Origin of the sequence: Parabacteroides sp. PF5-9 (assembly GCF_029893105.1) — a bacterium.
Taxonomy (GTDB): Bacteria; Bacteroidota; Bacteroidia; order Bacteroidales; family Tannerellaceae; genus JARXWG01.
The window spans coordinates 1-18,970 of sequence record NZ_JARXWG010000011.1 but is presented as its reverse complement, the minus strand read 5'-3'; the positions used below and the strand labels follow the sequence as shown (position 1 = coordinate 18,970).

General features: G+C 38.5%; 24 protein-coding genes. 1 reads left to right on the top strand and 23 read right to left on the bottom strand.

The features are described from left to right. Positions 1 to 27 precede the first annotated feature (27 nt). Positions 28 to 2,109, top strand: a complete 2,082-nt coding sequence (locus M2135_RS07850; protein WP_163355173.1) for a type IA DNA topoisomerase — start codon at positions 28 to 30, stop codon at positions 2,107 to 2,109. A gap of 109 nt (positions 2,110 to 2,218) precedes the next feature. Here the strand turns inward: M2135_RS07850 and M2135_RS07845 are convergent, their stop codons facing one another. The 23 genes from M2135_RS07845 to M2135_RS07735 form a co-directional block, all read right to left on the bottom strand. Continuing rightward, a complete protein-coding gene (locus tag M2135_RS07845) occupies positions 2,219 to 2,746 on the bottom strand; it encodes a dihydrofolate reductase family protein (RefSeq protein ID WP_163219570.1) in 528 nt (175 codons plus the stop codon). 305 nt (positions 2,747 to 3,051) lie between these two features. Further along, complete coding sequence (locus M2135_RS07840; RefSeq protein ID WP_163219572.1) at positions 3,052 to 3,330, bottom strand: helix-turn-helix domain-containing protein; 279 nt, start codon at positions 3,328 to 3,330, stop codon at positions 3,052 to 3,054. 12 nt (positions 3,331 to 3,342) lie between these two features. Further along, the gene (locus tag M2135_RS07835) at positions 3,343 to 5,373 is read right to left on the bottom strand and encodes a bifunctional DNA primase/helicase (RefSeq protein WP_163219574.1); all 2,031 of its coding nucleotides are present in this window, start codon (positions 5,371 to 5,373) and stop codon (positions 3,343 to 3,345) included. Beyond that, positions 5,336 to 5,695: a helix-turn-helix domain-containing protein gene (locus tag M2135_RS07830; RefSeq protein WP_163219576.1), complete on the bottom strand. Its 360-nt coding sequence runs from the start codon at positions 5,693 to 5,695 to the stop codon at positions 5,336 to 5,338. The genes M2135_RS07835 and M2135_RS07830 overlap by 38 nt, the downstream gene beginning before the upstream one ends. A 161-nt stretch (positions 5,696 to 5,856) precedes the next feature. Further along, positions 5,857 to 6,708 (bottom strand): RteC domain-containing protein, encoded by an 852-nt coding sequence (locus M2135_RS07825; RefSeq protein ID WP_163219578.1) that lies wholly within the window; start codon positions 6,706 to 6,708, stop codon positions 5,857 to 5,859. Between the two features lie 155 nt (positions 6,709 to 6,863). Continuing rightward, the gene (locus M2135_RS07820; protein WP_163219568.1) at positions 6,864 to 7,064 is read right to left on the bottom strand and encodes a hypothetical protein; all 201 of its coding nucleotides are present in this window, start codon (positions 7,062 to 7,064) and stop codon (positions 6,864 to 6,866) included. Positions 7,065 to 7,082: 18 nt separating this feature from the next. Continuing rightward, the gene (locus tag M2135_RS07815) at positions 7,083 to 7,985 is read right to left on the bottom strand and encodes a permease (protein WP_163219580.1); all 903 of its coding nucleotides are present in this window, start codon (positions 7,983 to 7,985) and stop codon (positions 7,083 to 7,085) included. A 27-nt stretch (positions 7,986 to 8,012) separates the two neighbouring features. Then, positions 8,013 to 8,543, bottom strand: coding sequence for a hypothetical protein (locus M2135_RS07810; protein WP_163219582.1), 531 nt, complete (start codon positions 8,541 to 8,543; stop codon positions 8,013 to 8,015). 75 nt (positions 8,544 to 8,618) lie between these two features. Further along, positions 8,619 to 8,921: a winged helix-turn-helix domain-containing protein gene (locus tag M2135_RS07805; RefSeq protein ID WP_163219584.1), complete on the bottom strand. Its 303-nt coding sequence runs from the start codon at positions 8,919 to 8,921 to the stop codon at positions 8,619 to 8,621. Between the two features lie 55 nt (positions 8,922 to 8,976). Then, positions 8,977 to 9,504 carry an outer membrane beta-barrel protein gene (locus M2135_RS07800; RefSeq protein WP_163355174.1) on the bottom strand — a complete coding sequence of 176 codons (528 nt, stop codon included), beginning with the start codon at positions 9,502 to 9,504 and terminating at the stop codon, positions 8,977 to 8,979. A gap of 70 nt (positions 9,505 to 9,574) precedes the next feature. Further along, complete coding sequence (locus tag M2135_RS07795) at positions 9,575 to 10,033, bottom strand: hypothetical protein (protein WP_163219587.1); 459 nt, start codon at positions 10,031 to 10,033, stop codon at positions 9,575 to 9,577. A 234-nt stretch (positions 10,034 to 10,267) separates the two neighbouring features. Next, positions 10,268 to 10,594 (bottom strand): cupin domain-containing protein, encoded by a 327-nt coding sequence (locus M2135_RS07790; protein ID WP_163219589.1) that lies wholly within the window; start codon positions 10,592 to 10,594, stop codon positions 10,268 to 10,270. Between the two features lie 12 nt (positions 10,595 to 10,606). Then, positions 10,607 to 11,434 carry an arsenite methyltransferase gene (gene arsM / locus M2135_RS07785; RefSeq protein WP_163219591.1) on the bottom strand — a complete coding sequence of 276 codons (828 nt, stop codon included), beginning with the start codon at positions 11,432 to 11,434 and terminating at the stop codon, positions 10,607 to 10,609. Between the two features lie 14 nt (positions 11,435 to 11,448). After that, on the bottom strand, positions 11,449 to 11,907 hold the full coding sequence (locus M2135_RS07780; protein ID WP_163219593.1) for an arsenate reductase ArsC: 459 nt from the start codon (positions 11,905 to 11,907) through the stop codon (positions 11,449 to 11,451). A gap of 12 nt (positions 11,908 to 11,919) precedes the next feature. After that, positions 11,920 to 13,263 (bottom strand): permease, encoded by a 1,344-nt coding sequence (locus tag M2135_RS07775; RefSeq protein ID WP_163219594.1) that lies wholly within the window; start codon positions 13,261 to 13,263, stop codon positions 11,920 to 11,922. Positions 13,264 to 13,274: 11 nt separating this feature from the next. Further along, positions 13,275 to 13,508 carry a thioredoxin family protein gene (locus M2135_RS07770; protein WP_163219596.1) on the bottom strand — a complete coding sequence of 78 codons (234 nt, stop codon included), beginning with the start codon at positions 13,506 to 13,508 and terminating at the stop codon, positions 13,275 to 13,277. A gap of 11 nt (positions 13,509 to 13,519) precedes the next feature. After that, positions 13,520 to 14,218 carry an aromatic aminobenezylarsenical efflux permease ArsG family transporter gene (locus M2135_RS07765; RefSeq protein WP_163219631.1) on the bottom strand — a complete coding sequence of 233 codons (699 nt, stop codon included), beginning with the start codon at positions 14,216 to 14,218 and terminating at the stop codon, positions 13,520 to 13,522. Then, the gene (locus M2135_RS07760) at positions 14,218 to 14,646 is read right to left on the bottom strand and encodes a nitrophenyl compound nitroreductase subunit ArsF family protein (protein ID WP_163219598.1); all 429 of its coding nucleotides are present in this window, start codon (positions 14,644 to 14,646) and stop codon (positions 14,218 to 14,220) included. Before M2135_RS07760 ends, M2135_RS07765 begins: the two co-directional genes overlap by 1 nt. Before the next feature lie 31 nt (positions 14,647 to 14,677). After that, on the bottom strand, positions 14,678 to 15,712 hold the full coding sequence (gene arsB, locus M2135_RS07755; protein ID WP_163219600.1) for an ACR3 family arsenite efflux transporter: 1,035 nt from the start codon (positions 15,710 to 15,712) through the stop codon (positions 14,678 to 14,680). Then, positions 15,705 to 16,220 (bottom strand): GNAT family N-acetyltransferase, encoded by a 516-nt coding sequence (locus M2135_RS07750; protein ID WP_163219602.1) that lies wholly within the window; start codon positions 16,218 to 16,220, stop codon positions 15,705 to 15,707. The genes arsB and M2135_RS07750 overlap by 8 nt, the downstream gene beginning before the upstream one ends. A gap of 81 nt (positions 16,221 to 16,301) precedes the next feature. Further along, positions 16,302 to 16,640 carry a metalloregulator ArsR/SmtB family transcription factor gene (locus tag M2135_RS07745; protein ID WP_163219604.1) on the bottom strand — a complete coding sequence of 113 codons (339 nt, stop codon included), beginning with the start codon at positions 16,638 to 16,640 and terminating at the stop codon, positions 16,302 to 16,304. Between the two features lie 670 nt (positions 16,641 to 17,310). Beyond that, the gene (locus tag M2135_RS07740; RefSeq protein WP_280747959.1) at positions 17,311 to 17,565 is read right to left on the bottom strand and encodes a hypothetical protein; all 255 of its coding nucleotides are present in this window, start codon (positions 17,563 to 17,565) and stop codon (positions 17,311 to 17,313) included. Between the two features lie 416 nt (positions 17,566 to 17,981). Beyond that, positions 17,982 to 18,970: glycoside hydrolase family 43 protein (locus M2135_RS07735; RefSeq protein WP_280747958.1), on the bottom strand; the 989-nt coding region annotated here is incomplete at its 5' end.

Below are 18,970 nucleotides of genomic sequence, written 5' to 3'. Positions count from 1 at the left end.
TATTAACCACAAAAATCCAATTATATAATGATAGCAGTAATAGCAGAAAAACCCAGTGTGGCAAGGGATATAGCCACCGTACTGGGTGCAACGCAAAAGAATGATGGGAACATTTCAGGTAACGGATACATCGTTACCTGGGCGTTCGGTCATTTGGTAGGACTTGCCATGCCTGATGCCTACGGAATCGAAAACTTCAGGCGGGAAAATTTACCCATACTACCGCAGTCGTTCCAGCTTATTCCCCGTCAGGTAAAAACCGACAAAGGATATAAGCCTGATAGCGGAACGGTTAAGCAACTCAAGGTTATCAAAGAAGTATTCGACCAGTGCGATAAGATTATCGTTGCGACTGATGCCGGAAGGGAAGGTGAACTGATATTTAGGTATATCTACCAATATCTTGAGTGCCGGAAACCTTTCGTCCGCTTATGGATAAGCAGCCTGACGGATAAAGCCATTCGGGACGGATTGCAGAATCTCAAGAACGGGACAATGTACGATAACCTTTTCCGGTCGGCAAAGGCAAGAAGCGAAGCAGATTGGCTTATCGGTATTAATGCTTCCCAAGCGTTAAGTATAGCTGCCGGAAGGGGGACATATTCTTTGGGACGGGTACAGACACCCACGCTGGCGATGATATGTTCCCGTTATCTTGAGAACAAGAACTTCGTTCCACAGAAATATTGGCAACTGAAATTACAAACCGGGAAAGACAGCATCGAGTTGTCAGCCCTTTCAGAAGAAAAATTCGGTAGCCAGCAACCTGCCATCGACAAGCTGCAAATAATAAAGGATAGCGGTCAGGTGCAGGTTAAATCGGTGGAATGTAAGGAAGTGAACCAAGAACCACCGCTTTTGTATGACCTTACCACCTTGCAGAAGGAAGCCAATACAAAACTTAATTTCTCCGCAGATAAAACGCTGTCTATTGCACAAAAACTGTATGAAGGTAAGCTGATTTCATACCCCCGAACCGGAAGCCGTTATATATCACAGGACGTTTTCGATGAAATACTGGAACGTATTTCCCTGCTGGAAACTTACGACCGGTTTGCCGGCTATGCAAAGTCAATGAAAGGTAGCAGCCTGAACCGCCGAACAGTAGATAATAAAAAAGTTACAGACCATCACGCTTTGATTATAACCGAGAATAAGCCGGGCAGTTTACAGGCGGACGAACAGGCTATATACGAACTGATTGCCGGAAGGATGCTGGAAGCTTTTTCGGAAAAGTGTGTCAAGGAAGTTACTTCAATTTCTCTCACCAGTGGCGAGAGTATTTTTGCAGTGAAAGGAACAGTAATAAAGTCTGCTGGATGGCGGGCTGTTTTCAACGCCCAAGAAGAAGGCGAAGAAAATACCGTTTTGCCAGCACTAAAAGAAAATGAGAATTTACCCCTCTCCGATATTGAGTTGCTGGAAAAGCAGACTAAGCCTAAACCGTTACATACGGAAAGTTCGTTGCTATCGGCTATGGAGAACGCTGGGAAAGAACTGGAAGATGCCGAACTGAAAGCCAGTATGAAGGATTCCGGTATCGGTACGCCAGCGACACGGGCTGCGATTATTGAAACTCTCTTTACCCGCCAGTATATTATCCGGGAGAAAAAAGCCCTTGTACCGACCGAAAAGGGACTGGCGGTTTACGATATAGTCCGGGACAAAAAAATCGCAGACGTGGAAATGACTGGTATGTGGGAAAACGCACTATCCAAGATTGAAAGCGGGGAAATGAATCCCGACACCTTCCATAAAAGCACAGAAGTTCATGCTTCACAGATAACCAGCGAACTTTTAGGGGTACAGCTCACCTTATCAACGCAGCAGGATTTAATCTGCCCGAAATGCGGGACAGGTCGGATCCTGCTGTATCCGAAAGTGGCAAAGTGTGATAATATTGATTGCGGGCTGGTTATCTTCCGAAACAAAAGCGATAAGCAATTAACGGATAAGCAGGTAACGGAACTGGTAACAGCGAAGAAAACAGGAGTGATAAAAGGTTTTAAGAGCAAAGCCGGAAAGCCCTTCGATGCTTCACTGGCTTTTGACGACCAGTTCAATGTGGTATTCGTTTTCCCTGAAAAGAAAGGGAAATCAAGGAAATAATCTGAAATTCCGTATCTTTACCACAGAAAATTCCATTATGAATAGATTTTATGCTATCCGTAATTGAGGATTTTTGTGGTTAGCACCCGGTGGGGACACTGGGTGCTTTTCAATTTAATTCATGCCTAAAATGATATGTCGCACATAATATCCCACCATCCAGTGAATGACAATCTGATAATTCCCATTCTGAACCGATTGTTCTTCCGATAAAAGAAACACCTTCGCCCAACATGATAGGAACAGTGTAAATTGTCAATTCATCCAGCAGTTGAGTATTGATTAAAGATGTGATAAGTTTACCGCCCCCAATAACTACCAAATTGGATTCTGTTTCTTTTTTTAGTCCCTGAATAACATCAAAAGGATTGTCGGTTATGAAAGATAAATACTCTTCCTGAATAGTATTTATGGGAGTATTTGCGACAACAAAAGTCTTTTTACTTTTGTATGGCCAACCACCCCACCGTTCAAAAATAAAATTATAGGTATTTGTGCCGGAAATCAGCATTTCTGCGGAACTATATACTTTGCTGATAGATTCTTTTACTTCTTTTGTAATCCAGTCAATTTCACCATCCTTACGAGCAATAAACCCGTCAAGAGATACAACTATTTGCGCTTTTAAAATTCCCATATCAATAGGTATTAAACAGTTATTAAACTGTTCGCCAGCCCATCAAAAAGAAGCGTGGAACTCACACTGCTCCGATACGAGGTACTGGCATACCTAAGAATAGAAGACAGGCAAGCCCACGCTATACAACGATAGCATAGACATTGCACAGTAGTCCCTATTCTTTTGAAAATTGCCAGTTTTCGTATCGAGACGTTCTGCGAACGTTATGTTATATATCAATACTGAAAGATTAACTTTCAGCTTTTTATCTCAAATTTTCCTCTGCAAAGATACTGAAAGTCGGTGATATAAGCTATTATTTTTTACAGTTTCTCCCGAATCAACTTATGTACATCGGTGGCTTTATAATAGCATCGACCATCATCCAGTTTTATATAGGGCAGGATACCTTTTTTCCGATAACGCTGGAGTGTGCGAAGGCTAACTTTCAAGAGAAACATCAAATCCTGATTATCCAAAAGCTGTTCACCATCCAAACAATTACGCTGGGTTGTCAATCGGTCGATTTTCTTTTCGGTCATATCGAACCTATCCATTATACGTTCCATCCAAGCGATGAATGTTTCTCTATCTATATTCATAACAATAACCGATTAAAAATGACCTTTGATAAAATAACTCTGATTTGAAGGGTCTTTAATGATAATTTCCTTCTCCCGCATAAAGCGTATATAACTTTTCGCCGTGCGTTCCTTTACATCCATAATCTGCTGTATCTGTTCGCACAGGTCTATATAAGTGATAAATGTTTGCTGGTCGAACACTTCACGGGCTACGCTTACCAGTTCTTTTTCTTTCCGCTTCTCTTTTTCTTCACGGGGCTTTTCACCACGATATAGGTGCATCCCGGTTTCCTTATCCCAAGAAAAAAGCATTAATGGAACATCCAACGGGCTGCCTTCCCGAACCTTTAAGGCTTTTACTACTGATACAGTCGGTTCATTATCCAGTTCGATGGAGAGGATGGCAGCCGATTTCCGTTGCAGTTCCGACCCCAAGTGTCCACGAAGCTTTAATCCGTTCGGGACATAGTGCAATACACACACAATACAGGTCTGATATATTCCAGCCAATCGGTAGAGTTCATCGACAACCCGCAAACTTTCGGCTTCATCATTGGCTGAATGTACCAAATCGGCAATACCATCTATTACGACCAACTGGATACCGCCATATTGATAATGAAACTTATCCATGCTTTGTACAATAGCCTGTAAACGTTCTTTGCGGGACATCCCGGTAAGACAGAAGGCTTTCAACTCTTCCGGCTTTTCCGGTTGTTTTGCCCGCTTTAATAGGTTGGAAACATTCTTAAACAGTTGTACTTCGGACTGTTCTGTATCATACAACAGGACGGCTTTATTTTGGCTATTTTCGTGTACATTGATTCCCAGTGTATCAATACAAATATTTTCCGGTCTGATTGACCCGGCAACCAACGCAGCAACATAGTTGCTTTTACCTGTACCTTCACCACCTGTGATGCAAAGGATATTTCCTTGTGTTCCCAGTGGTACATCCCCGGCAGATATGATTTCCTGTGCCTTTGCCGGAGGGTTGTTAAAATCTATTTCGCACGATTTCAGCATAGTCATAGTATCGCTGTATAGAGTATCTAAAAAATCAAGGAAGAGTTTCAGGAACGATTCACGGCTATTTCCAAGCCCGAAATAATCGGATATATCTTTCTCTTCTTTTGTTCCTGAAAGTGGTAATAGAAGGCGTTTTACGCCGTATTCCGCCAACTGCTTTTCATGTTTGGAAGAACTCTCAAGCCCGGTTTTATCTACATCATAAAGCAAAATGATATGTTTGAACCGGAATGACAGTTTATGAATGATAGTTGTCGGAATGTTTACGGTTTCACTATTGAAGCATATTGCATGAAATCCCTTTGCTGCGAGGGAAAGAACATCTTTTTCACCGCCAGTAATAAAGACTGTATCACCTTTGGCTGGTAACTGTTCCAATCCGAAGCTGTAATTTTCCCCCATATCACCCCCATATAGGAATCGCATTTTGGAAAATGGACGGTATAGCTTGATATATCGTTTGTTTTTATAACCAAATATCGGTTCGCCCAATGATGAAGTTATGAAATAAGGCTTTCCTTCTGAATTTTCACTTTTGAACTCTCTAATAGAACATACCTTATACAGTATCAATATTTCAGGAGTGATGCCGAACTTTTCCCAGTATTCCAATTCATTCCGAGAAAATTTTTGTTCCTGAAAGCTATATGGTTTAGCTTTCTTTTCAGGAATGACAAGTATAGATTCCTTCGGGTTATATGGTGCAGAATTATCTGTATTCTCTGATAATCCAAGCGATAAATCCTGATTAATGGTTTTCAGTATCTCGACAAAATCATTAGCATTATTACAGTTCAAACCTTTCAGTTTTCCTACGAGGTAGAAACAATCCCCACTATACTCGTCATTCCCAAAGTCTTTCAACTTATATACTCCGGCTTTTCGGTCAAAATAAATATTACACGAAGCCTTGCTGTCTTTATACAATGGGTTGAAGAAATTACGTCCAACACGCCATTGACAAGCAATGTAATATCTAAAAACGTTCAATCCGTTACTTGTTCTTTCTAAGATTTCTTCTTTCCTTAACATACAGCTTGTGATTTGTTACTAAGTCATTTAAACATTCTGAATTGCTTCTAATCAGCCGTTCTTCCAGCATCCGTTTGATTTCTCCTATTTTGTAGAAATACCGACCCCGAATATTGGAATAGGCGATTGTGCCTGATACTCGAAGCCTTTGTAATGTTTTGTCGCTGATTTTTAAGAATGTGCAGACTTCGTAACTATCCACCCATATTTCATCTTCGTTTATATCTTCCGATTCCTGTTTGTTAAGGATATAATCTGCAATAGCATTAATCTTTGCTTCCAATTCCTTAAATGCTTTCGATTCTATCGTTATGACATCCATAATTGTAACTTATTGATTTGCTGCAAAGATGAAGGGATTTGTTTGAACAAAAACCACAGTTTCGCCCACCTGTGGCGATATTTTTTTCAATAAAAAAAGGCGAAACATTGATTGCTTCGCCTTTGGTAACTTGCCAGTACCTCGTATCGGATTGATGATTATTAGTCCTCTTCTTCCATCCGCCGAAGAAGAGCCTTTTGAAGAATATCTAAATACCTTGTTCTGTTAATCTTACGTCCCTTTATTTCCATATATATGTGATAAAAGTCCCCTAAGTCAATATTAAACATTGCTTCAAAATTTTCTGCTATTGTTTTTATATCAACAGTTCCCTTATCGAATGCACCACAAGTATCAAAGGCGTAAATCAGTTCTACAAGTCCACGTTTTGACCCCGTCCAGACCATTTGACAACAAGAACCATTATTTTTCTTTCGAAGTCCCTCATTTGTTAGCTCTTTTGTTCTATTGGTGAGATGAATTTTAAGTAATTCATTAGCTAAAATTTTTGCAACCTTGAAATCATAACTGGTGGAGAACTGTGGGTCTGAATCAAAAAAGGAATTATCTATAATTAAATGAATATCAGGTTTTCCACGAAGAAAATACTTATCGTCAAGATAACAAGCATTTGTCCGGTAGTATTGATAGAAAGTGAGATTCTGATTAAAGAAGGTAGTCAGAAAATCTAATTCCGAAACATAGTATTGTGTTTGAACATCATCGCTTCCGGTAGGGCGTTTCAACTCAATATTATAAATGCTATTGTAATAGATTAATTTACTGCTGATTTGCGGTTTTAAATGTTTGAAGAAATATATTTCCTCTGAATTATCACTAAAATTATATTTCAATATGAAAGACTTTAATTCAGACATTACATCTTGCAAGTAATTAATGACATTTTTACAAACATGGAGAAAGTCAGATTCGTTTAATTCGATTGTTTGAATTTCTGAATCAACATCTTGTAGTAGATTGCTGAAATAGTCTTTTATTGTTATTTCTTTCATTGATGTTTTCTTTTAATTCCTAATAGATGTGTTCCAATTCTCTCTCTTTCATATTATTTTTATATAGGATAAAACAATAAGAACCTGAATCCGTTAATAACAGTTTCAGGTTCTTTTCTCAAAAGTAGGTGAGCCTACATAGAAGGTATCATCTATCAGCACCCACAACCACGATTAACCTGATTGGTTTGCTGCCCAGAATTATCCCCTTCTTTCTTTTCTTCTTGTTTGTCTGACACTTGTTTGTCAGTACTTTCATTTACCGGAACTTCCTCTATTTGTAGTCCACAACTACATCCTTTATTGTTAGATGCAAACAGAGAACTAAAAAATCCTTTTTTCTCTTTCTTTTCCATGATTTGAAACTTATTGAATTAATAAAATAGATTGAAAACATACCCTGCGATAACTGCTGTAAAAAATATTACTGCCACTATCATAAAGACCATTTTTCTTTTGAATATACCTGCAAGCATCGACATTTCGGGTATTGCCATTCCTGCACCACCAATGATTAATGCAACCACAGCACCGATACTCATACCTTTGCCTAATAATGCCAACCCGATAGGTATTGCCGTTTCTGCCCGTATATAAAGTGGTACGCCTACGATTGCAGCAACAGGAATAGCGAAAGGATTATCAGGCCCGGCTATTTTGACTACAAAATCTTCGGGCAGATAACCGTAAATAGCAGCACCAATTCCCACCCCTATAAAGAGGTAGCCAAGAATAGGTTTCATGCTTCCCCAAGCAGCAATAAAGGATAACTTTATTTTTTCTTTAAATGGTAACTTGCGCTTACTTACAGCTTCTTCCGTATTTTCCGCTGCACTTTTAATTCTCACATTTTTCATGTACTTGATACCGCCTGTTTTCTCCAAAACATAACCGAAAGCAACAGCACTGATGAAGGCTACGATGAAATACATAATGGCAGCTTTTATCCCGACCATAACGCCAAGCATTCCTATGATAATCGGATTAAGTAAAGGTGATGCGATAAGGAATGACATGGTAGAACCGAATGGCACGCCTGCATTAAGCAAACCTACTGTCATAGGAATTGTTGAACAGGCGCAAAATGGGGTTAGTGAACCAAAAACTGCTCCGAGGATGTTACCTGTAATTCCTTTGCCGGATAGTTTTTTTTGAATTTTTTCTGCCGGAATGTACATAAGAATTATTTCAACTATCATACTTATAAGCATGAATAAGACGAGTAACTCCGCAGAGATAAACAAGAAATACTTGATTGTTTCTATTAACGTGTTCATATTTAAAATTTATGTAGATTATTTTATTTATTGAGGGCAACAACTGGGTGCTTTTTGCTCCTTTTGCGTTTCAGTAGTGGTTGGCTGTGTTGCCGGACAGCAACCTGAATTATCCTGAATCTGTATCAGTTCTTCCGTTGGGCAACACCCGCCATTAGGTGAGTTTACGGTTTTACTTTCATTAAAGCCGATTACTAACATGGCAACAATGATTACAGCACCTGTCCAAAGAAATATTTTTTGGAATAGCCGGGATTTTGGTTTACCTGTTTTTTCTGATTCGCTTGCACAGCAGCTATTTTCTTTCTCTGTCCCACAACAACTGCCTTTCTTCTTGAAATAGACCTGATAAAAGCCAAACAGTAATGATAGAATTGCAAACCCGATAAACCACCATCGGTATTCGGCAAAAAAACTAAGCTGTGAAGCACCAATGCCTAATGCAGCAAGGATACCCGCTAATATTGGTAGTCCACAGCAACCTACTAACCCAAGCATAGCAAGAATAGAGGATAATACCCCCATAATTGTTGTCCAAATTGTTTTTGATTTACTCATTGTTTTCTGTATTATTTTATTGTTTATCTCATTAATCCTATATCGTAAATATACGATAATATAGGGTAAAAAATTTTATTCAAAAAGCTCTTTGAAAAATTGTTTTGCAATAGTATAATGTTCTTTACTAATACAATACCGAACCTTCGGTGGAGTAATTTCGCCTTCAATCAATCCTGCATTTTTTAGTTCTTTCAAATGCTGTGAAACGGTAGATTGAGCAATAGGCAAATCTTCGACTATATCACCACAATAGCAATAGTCCTGCTTTGAAAGAAGCCTTAAAATGGCAACCCTTGCCGGATGGCTTAATGCTTTAGCATAACGTGCTATTGCCACATCCTTTTCATCAAATTGTTCTGCTTTACTAAATGCCATATCTGTTACTTTTAAATCAATCGCAAATATACGATGGATATTTTGATTAAAAAAATTAGAAGCTATAAAAAAAACCGAAACTTAAACTATTTCCGCTAAGGTCTAAGCCCCAGCCTTTTTCTCCCAAAGCATTTATATCGCTATCTGTATCCCTGTATCCTAAGAATCCAAAATGGGCTGCTAAACTAAACCTATCAGTCAGACCAATTATCATGCCCGGTTTCACTCCAACCTGCCAAGCGGTTTCAGATTTACGACCTGTCGGCTTGTCATTAGATAAACCGAATGTTCCATCCATAAACAGCCTTACTTTCCCTGCTGTAAAGTAAGAATAACGAGCGTATGGATTTAACGTGAAAGAATTAATTTTTAAGTCTTCGTGTTTAGTGTATTGATAACCGATACCAATTCCAAGATACCATTTACTTGAGAGGCTGTAACCTATATCCGGCGTTATGGATAAGGTTGTTTTATCTGCACTGTTATTGTTCCAAAAGCCCAAAGAGCCACCAAGACAAAAATCTTGTGCATTAGCTATGCTTACCGCAAAGACAGCTATAATCACCATGACAATTTTCTTCATCGTTTTCTTTTTAATTATTAATAATTATTGCAAAATGAAACTCCCAAACTTGCTGGGTAACTTTAGATTATTAGCGGGAACAACAGCCACTTTGGACAACCTTCTTTGATGCAGCAATAAGGTCGGATTCTTTAGGAACTCCTGTGAATTGCCCCGTTACAAAACCTTGTTTGTTTATCACGATGGTAACAGGTTCTTTCAAGGGTTCTGTTATTTTAAGTGTTTTCAGTAGGTTTTCGTCAGCCTTATTATCTGCATCCACTTCAATCGTTTCGACTTTGCCGGATAATGCTTTTTGAGATTCTTTGCATACAGATAAAGCTTTTTCCTTATCCTTTAATCCCTGTTTGCTAATCACAACAAAAATCGCTTTGCCCTGTTTCAATACAGAAACAATTTCATCTTGTTTTGTAACTTGACTGCTATTTGTAGAAGTCATTTTTTCTTGCGCATAACTGCCAGTGACAGTCATAAGTGAAAGCAAAAATATTGCAATGCTTTCACTGATTTTCAATTTTCTTTTTTCCATATCACTATATAATTAACTTATTTTATCGCATATCGTAAATATACGATGATTTGTAATAAAAAAATATCACTCGAAATCAATCGCAAATATACGATGAAAGATTTGATTCGCCAAACAGGAAGAGAAAAAGATGATGTCCTTTTCTCTTTATCCCTGTCTTATAGCATTATATATTTTTTCTTTCGCTTGACAGTAGTAAAACTGCCGTCTGAAATCACCTTCACTTTATAATCCTTACCCTTTAATCATAGTAAGCAACATCTTAAATTGCTTGCTTGCATACAAAGCATGAGGAATACCCGCAGGCATAATTATAGACTGACCAGTAACCAGCATCAAGGGTTTACCGTTTATGGAAATTTCAGCTTCTCCGTCTAAAATTTCTACCATAGCATCAAATGGGGCGGTATGCTCGCTTAGTCCCTGTCCTTTGTCGAAAGAAAACAGGGTAATGTTGCCTGCTTCATTCTTCAATACTTGTTTGCTGATTACTCCACCAGTTGAGTATTCAACCATTTCTGCCATATTCAGTATGACTCCTTTTTCAAATAATTCATTCATAACTATATTCTTTTAACAACATCCACCGCATGAACACCCCCCAGAGTTTTTTCTTCCGGTAACTGTTATGGAAACAATCGCATTCACGGTTTTGAAAGCATTTATTTCATCTTCGTTAAGATACTTTTCAAGAATTTCATCGGGAATGGTAATTTCTTTTTCCTTACAAATGATAATTTCTGCAAATCCAGCTTCTTTTATTTTCTCAAGATATTGAGCTTTTGGAATTGCTCCCGATACACAACCGACGTACATTTCTGCTGCATGTTTCAACTTTTCGGGTATTTCTTCATTGAGAACGACATCCGATATGCAAAAATGTCCCCCGGTCTTTAACACACGGTATATTTCATGGAATATCCGGTCTTTGGAAGGTAGTAAATTCAGTACGCAGTTACTTATAACCACATCGGCACGACCTGCACTTACGGGCATATCTTCAATATCTCCCTGCCGAAAACTCACGTTTTGTATTCCACGTTTCTTTGCATTGGCTTTAGCCTTTTCTATCATGGGTTCTGAAAAGTCAATACCAATGACTTTTCCTTCATCACCAACTTCTGCCTGTGCAATAAAACAATCATTCCCAGCACCTGAACCGAGGTCAATAACAGTATTTCCTTTCTCTATACCTGCATATTGGGTAGGCAATCCACAGCCAAGTCCGAGGTCAGCATCTTCGTTGTATCCTTTGAGCGTTGAATAGTCATCGCTCATAATATTATAGACTTCTTTTGTAGGACTGCACCCACAACAACAGCCTGTTTCTTTTCCTTGCAAAGCAATATCGCTATATTTCCGTTTTACTATTTCTTTTAGCTTATCATTACTATTATTCATAACTTATTGCTGTTTTATTCCCATTCGCCGGAACAGGCACATTTGGGCATTTCTTTCTTTAATATCTGTGTAATGTAAAATTCGGAAAACTTATTCTTTATCTCAAACCTTGTCCGATAAAACGGGTCTTTGATAAATTCCGGTGTACCTTTTGCTCTTGATGGGTCACTAAATCCGAAGTGCAGACGTTGTGTCACTTCGCCTGTAAATACAGGGCAGGTTTCATTGGCTTCATCACAAACGGTTATTACATAATCCCATACCTGACCAATATATTCATTCACATTATGCGGTTTGTGATTGCTAATGTCAATTCCTACTTCTGCCATTACTTCAATAGCCATCGGATTTACTTCATCAGCAGGTTTTGTACCTGCTGAAAAGACTTCGATTTCTTCGTCAAACGATTGCAGAAAGCCATGAGCCATTTGGCTGCGACAGCTATTTCCTGTACATAGAATCAATATTTTCATTGCATTGTATTCTTAAAAAAATGTTCCATAAACAAGACCGGAGATAGTTGCCATGATAATGACCAGTGTTACATATACAACCGTCTTTTGCGTACCCATCACACCACGAATAACAAGCATATTAGGCAGGGAAAGTGAAGGGCCTGCCAGTAGCAAAGCCAATGCAGGGCCTTTTCCCATTCCGGAAGCGAGTAAGCCTTGAATAATAGGCACTTCGGTCAGCGTTGCAAAATACATAAATGCCCCTGTAAAACTGGCAAAGAAGTTCGATAGCAAGGAGTTCCCACCTACCGCCCACTCAATCCATTCGTTCGGTATAACACCCGGAATGGCTGTATTGTCGTGTGTAGAACCGAGCAGGAAACCTGCCGTAACCACACCGATAGCGAGCAAGGGCATTATTTGTTTGGCAAATCCCCACGCCGAAAGTGTCCATTCCCGGTTTTCATCATCCCGTTTATCAAAGAGAGTAACGAGAGATAGAGCAGCAATACCAACAATCATCGGAACAAGCGGGACTAACTTCGGGTTTGGTATGAATTGGTAAGCCAGAAACGCAGATAATCCTGTCGCCAAAACACCTGTCAGCACCCATTGCCATTTAATTTTCAATATAGTTACGAGGGAATAAGCGAGTATAAGAGAAAGCGCACCTGTTATATGCCATTTATAAGTAAATATGTAGAACCATATACTTGAAGTATCATCGGCTGCAGGCGCACCCCAATTCGCAAAGACAAGAATAAATACCAGTGTAAAGAAATGGAGCATAGTTTGCGACATAGGACGTTTAGCAGGTGGAGGAACAATATTCATTTGTTCTTCTTTTTTGGCTTTTTCTTCTTTTCGATAGATAAAAGACATAATCAGTCCGATAACAACTGAAAATGTAATTGCCCCAATCATGCGGGCAACACCCATTTCCACCCCAAGAATACGCCATGTGAGAATAATGGATAAAATGCTAATTGCAGGTCCTGAATACAGGAACGCAATGGCTGGTCCTAATCCTGCTCCACGTTTATAGATGCTTGTAAACAAGGGTAATATAGTACAGGAACATACCGCCAAAATAGCACCAGAAACAGCGGCAACCGTATAGGACAGCCATTTCTTAGCATTTGCTCCGAAATATTTCAAAACTGCCCCCTGACTGATAAAAACGGCTATCACACCTGCAATGAAAAAGGCAGGTAGAAGACACATGACAACGTGTTCTTGTGCGTACCACTTCGACAAGTCGAGTGTTGCATCAATCGCTGTCATAAACCGTTCACTGCCTAAGGGTAGGAAAAATACTCCGGCGAAAATGACAACCATCCAAAGAAGGATTTTCAACTCTTTTTTAGTTTCCATGTGTAGCTTTATTATACTCCCAACAGTTGGCGGATTTCGCTTTCGGAAGGAACGTGACCTTTGATTTTTACTTCACCGTCCACAACTATGCCCGGCAAGGTCATTACATTATATTTCATGATTTCCATAATATCTTCCTGTTTGGACAATTTTATATCTAATCCGTTATCTTCAATTACTTTCTTTACTGTTTCGTAGGTTGTTTTACATTTGGCACAACCTGTACCTAATACAATGATTTCCATATTTGTAATTATTAAATTCCTGTTATTATATAATAGATTCCGACAACAATAAATATCGCTGCCACAATCCATTTGAACCATTTTTGAAAAACACTCATTTTGTTATAGAATTTCCCCACGTTACTCACGCTATATGCCAAAAGCCATGCGATGATGATAACGGGTAATCCCGTTGCAATAGCAAATACAGGTGGAAGCAGTAATCCTGATGGGCTGGCAATCGTCATCGGGATTAATCCGCCGAAATACAAAACCCCGCTATAAGGGCAGAAAGCAAGCGCAAAAAGTAATCCCAGTAAGAACGCATCGAGGTAGGTTTTCTTTCCTTCTTTGTTTTCTATCTTTGAAGTTAGCTTATTCATTCCCGGAAGCTTTATTTTGATAATGTCCAACATAAATATTCCGATAATAACCAATGCTATTCCCAGCCACATCCCACCTACGTTTTGCAGTAATTTGGCTACCTGAAACTGGCTTGCTCCGAAATAGAAAATCAATCCGAGTACCGTGTAGGTAAACATTCTACCAAGCGTATAGAATACACCATTGAACATTACCCTACGTTTATCGCCTATATCTTTACTCAAGTAAGCCGTAGCAGTAATATTGGTTGCCAACGGGCAAGGGCTGATTGCGGTCATTATTCCCAAGAGAAATGCTGTCAATAATGGAAAGTTAGACCCATCGACAAGGTTTTGTAAAAACTCCATCATAACCTTTTATCGACTTCGGTTTTGATAAGGTCGGTAAGGTTTTCAGGACTATTCAAAGCGTTGGCAAATGCTTTGTCGGTAATATCTATGGAATTGTCCCCTTTAGAAACAATGAGGGCATTCCATGTTACTTCGTATTTTTCTACAAGTGAAGCATTTTGCTCTTCATCGGTTTTTACTTCAATGAATTTTACACTGGGATTGTCCGCATAAAGTTCTTTTATGGTCTTTTCTGTCACATCACCCACTGCAATGCAGGTTTTACAACGTTGTTTGCCGTGGAAATAGTAAACGTTCACAGTAGAAGCATCCGTTACTTGTTCTTTAGCTTCTGTTCCAGTAGTTTGTCCGTTGTTCTTTTGTGTATTACCACCGCAGGCAACTAACAAAGTGGCGAAAAATACGATTAAAATACTCTTTTTCATTTGATTGTCTTTTTATTGGTTTGTACTATGTTTATTTATAATATTTCTTCCGAAGCCAAAATGCTAAGTTTACCAACAGGATTAATACCGGGACTTCAACCAACGGCCCGACTACTCCGGCAAAGGCTTGTCCGCTATGTAATCCAAATACGCCGATTGCTACTGCGATAGCCAGTTCAAAGTTATTTCCGGTAGCAGTGAAAGCGATGGAAGCATTTTTATCGTAAGAAGCACCCATCCACTTACCTGCGAAGAAACTAAGCAGGAACATTACGACAAAGTAGATAAGTAACGGTATAGCTATACGAACTACATCCATTGGTATTTGTACAATCAGTTCACCTTTCAGGCTGAACATAAGAATGATTGTAAATAACAGTGCGATTAAGGTTATCGGGGATATTTTCGGGATAAACTTTTCCTTATACCATTGTTCGCCTTTCAATTTCACTAATATAAGTCGGCTCAATATACCCATTAGGAAAGGAATACCTAAGTAGATGGCAACTGTTTCGGCAATCGTACCGATAGAAATATCAACGATAGCCCCTTCAAACCCGAAGAGGGGAGGAAGCTTAGTAATAAATAACCAAGCGTAGAAACTGTAAAAGAATACCTGAAAGATACTGTTCAGGGCTACTAAACCAGCACCGTATTCCGTATTTCCTTCCGCCAAGTCATTCCACACAAGAACCATCGCTATACACCGTGCTAATCCGATAAGGATTACACCTACCATATATTCCGGGTAATCATGTAAGAAGATGATGGCAAGTAAAAACATTAATATCGGCCCGATAATCCAATTCAGGATTAACGAGACTGATAATATTTTTACGTCCTTGAAAACCTTCGGTAATTGTTTATAATCGACTTTTGCCAATGGCGGATACATCATTAAGATTAAACCGATGGCTAAAGGGATGTTTGTAGTTCCACTGGATAATGAATCTATCGTAGTGCTGAACGATGGGAAAAAGTAACCCAGTCCAACTCCGATAGCCATTGCCAAGAATATCCAAAGAGTGAGATTCTTATCTAAGAAACTCATTTTTTTCTTACTCATTGCCTTCTGATTTTTTATTATTGAAAATAAGCAGCCAATGTCCGACATCCCGCCATTTGTCAAACTTCCATCCGATTTCTTTCATGTGAGAAGATTGCTTAAAACCAAATTTCTCATGTAACTTCACGCTTCCTTCATTTGGGATGCAGATTCCGGCAATTAACACATGAAGGTTTTCCCTATCTATGTTTTGGAATAAATGTTCGTACAGCGTAGAACCCAGCCCTTTCCCTGTATAGTCTTTATCTAAATAGATGGTAACTTCTTTCGTAGAAGAGTAAGCACATCTGCCGTTCCATTTATGGATGTAGTAATAGCCCACTACTTTGCCTTCAATTTCACCTACATAATAAGGAAAGCCGGAATCAATAATTTCATTGATTCTTTCTTTCATTTCAGTTTCAGGCACAGGGGTTGTTTCAAACGTTACAGCCGTATTCTCAACGTAGTAGTTGTAAATCTCACAAATCCTACGGGAATCTTCTAATTTCACTTTTCTAATCAGCATCCTATTTCTAATTTATTACAATCGTACATTTGCGAATAGTGCGTATTTCGTAGATGTACGAATATACAACATAAAAAAACACTAATTTTGAGTATCACAACAACTGTCTGCAACTTCTACTTCGGTCAATAAAGCTTCAAATAACTTTTTCGCTAAAGACCAGTTTTTCTTATTAATACAATACTTAACAGAAGGCAATGTAATTTCGCCCTGTATCAAACCTGCATCTTTCAGTTCTTTCAAGTGTTGAGACAGCGTACTTTTTGCCACAGGCAAAATTTCCGACATATCTCCATGATAACAACAAGTCTGACTTGCCAATAATTGTAATATGGCAATTCGGACTGGATGGGAAAGTGCTTTGGCAAAACGTGCCATTTGCTCCTGTTCAACTGTATATCCCTTTTTTGCTTTTTCCATCTTCTTTGTTTTATTGTTCGCAAACATACGAACTATTTTTCAAACCACCAAACATTATTCAGAAATTTAGTGCAAGATGAAATCCGCATGAATAATTTAATGTAACCACCATTAAGTTAATGGTGGTTACATTAAATGAGATAAGCCTAAAGTAATACTGTCTTTATTCACAAAATCAAAGGCTTTGGAATATTACCTATGCTGGGTCATCATTACAAGTTTGGAAAAAACTACCGCTTTTATTAGAAAAGGCGGTAAAATAATCCCGCTATCATTGTCCAGTGCAAGGTGCAAGTATCTATATAGATAAGCTTGCACCTTGCACTAAGGCTAATACATTGAAGGCTAAATATTTTGTAAACATGAAAATTATATGTATCTTTGAACCCAAGATATATGCAGAAGTGCATAGGTCAAAGGTGGACAAATAGGGGTTATTAAATTTGTGCCTATTTCGTTACCGATAATAAGTTTGGGAAAGTTAAAGCATTGACTTATACGCATATCCGGGGAAAAGGTTCATGTACCTCTCTTTCCTTCCCTGTAATCTGTATTATGGAATTACGTAAAAGTCTATGTTGACATACATTTCAATGGGGTCATTTTTATTTTGGATATAAGGGTCAATCTTATTTTGGAGCAAGGGGTCAAATTCGTTTGGTTTCAGGGGTCAATCTGAACTGGATTTTCCAGATGCGGTCAAATTCGCTTTCCCCCGTTCCACCATTGCACGCTCCTGTTCTTCCGTTACATATACCCATGTGGTGGCTTTGGAATATTCCGAGCCGATTTTAGTGGAGACGCTGGCTTCTTTCTCCACGACTCTGCCGCACGATTCGCAGGTGAATCCGAACTTGTAATTCCGGGTTACTTCAATGCCGTAAAAATGTGACATACTTTCAGGTTCCTTTATTATTGTATTCAAATATATCCCTTTATTGTTTATTTTTTTGGTTCAAACCTAGTTAAATTGTCTTTAAGACAATTTAACTAGGTTTGAACCTTTTTTTAAGATATAAAGGGTTATTTTCATCATCAATCACTAATATAATAAATATCTGAAATTCAAATGATATTTAGCGTTTAAAACTTTTTCTCTGTCGTTCCTGTCTGTCGGGAATGTTTATCCCGATGCCTTTCTTAAACTCCTTATATTTCTGCCTGAACCAAGTGGCATTAAAACGAATTCCACAGCAGATACAAGTCTTGTTCAATAAACATTTTACAGATAAGGCCAGAGAAGTATATCGGCAGACCAGATCAAAGCTATGCTAACCCTATTCTATCGGCAGAGAGCGCTTTTGGTAAGAAAAAAAGAATCAAAAAAGTGAAAATAATAAATTAATATCTCCATCTATCTTTCCATTCAATAACAGGTTTTATTCCTTCAAAACGAATGGGTAGCCATATATATGTGGCGTTATCAGCTTGCTCAGGAGTCCATCGGTCTCCTATATAAATAAATTCATCTTTACGGGAAGGTGAGGGTAAAACGAATGTACCTTGTGAATCGAAAGATATTCCAGCATTATCCCCGACAAAAGGATTTCCTAATTCTACCCAAGGACCCCAAATAGAAGAAGCTACAGCTGAACGTCCTGAATTAGGTAACCAACCTGTACAACCAGACATAATGAGGTAATATTTATCATTCTTTTTGAACATAGCTGGAGCCTCCATAAAACGCCCTATAAAAAAACGGCTGTATTTACCTGAATATGTAAGATAGTCATCCGTTAATTGAGATATATGTAAAGTACTGTTTTCTTCAGAAGAATAAATATGGTAAGCAGTGCCGTCATCATCCACAAACAAGGTCATATCACGAGACATCTGTCCTTTCTCATAATCTCTGCCTAAGAGGTTTAATGAGTCGGGATGAGACGGTAATTCTCCGCCACTATAAAAATCCAATGTTGTGGAAGGGATTTCTTCTTTATGATATGATTTCACATTTATAGGCCAATTCCAAGAATTTGGTCTGAATACAGATCGTAAAATATAAGGGCCGTTCACATGGTCGCTGACAGCCACTCCTGTTAAAGCATTTTTATGACCATCGCCTAATAGATCATGATGCCACCACATTACAAACTTATTTGTTTTTTGATTATATATAACTTTCGGTCTTTCTATTTTACAACCACGAGCCAACAGATGAGTAGTATCATCCACAACCGATAGAGCTACTCCTTCATTTTTCCATGAGTATAGATCTTTTGAAGAATAGCAACTAACTGTCTTACACTGAAAAAGGTTGACACTTTTTTGCCACATAAATAACAAATAATTTATGTCAAAAAAGAAACATCGTATGTACAGCGAAACTT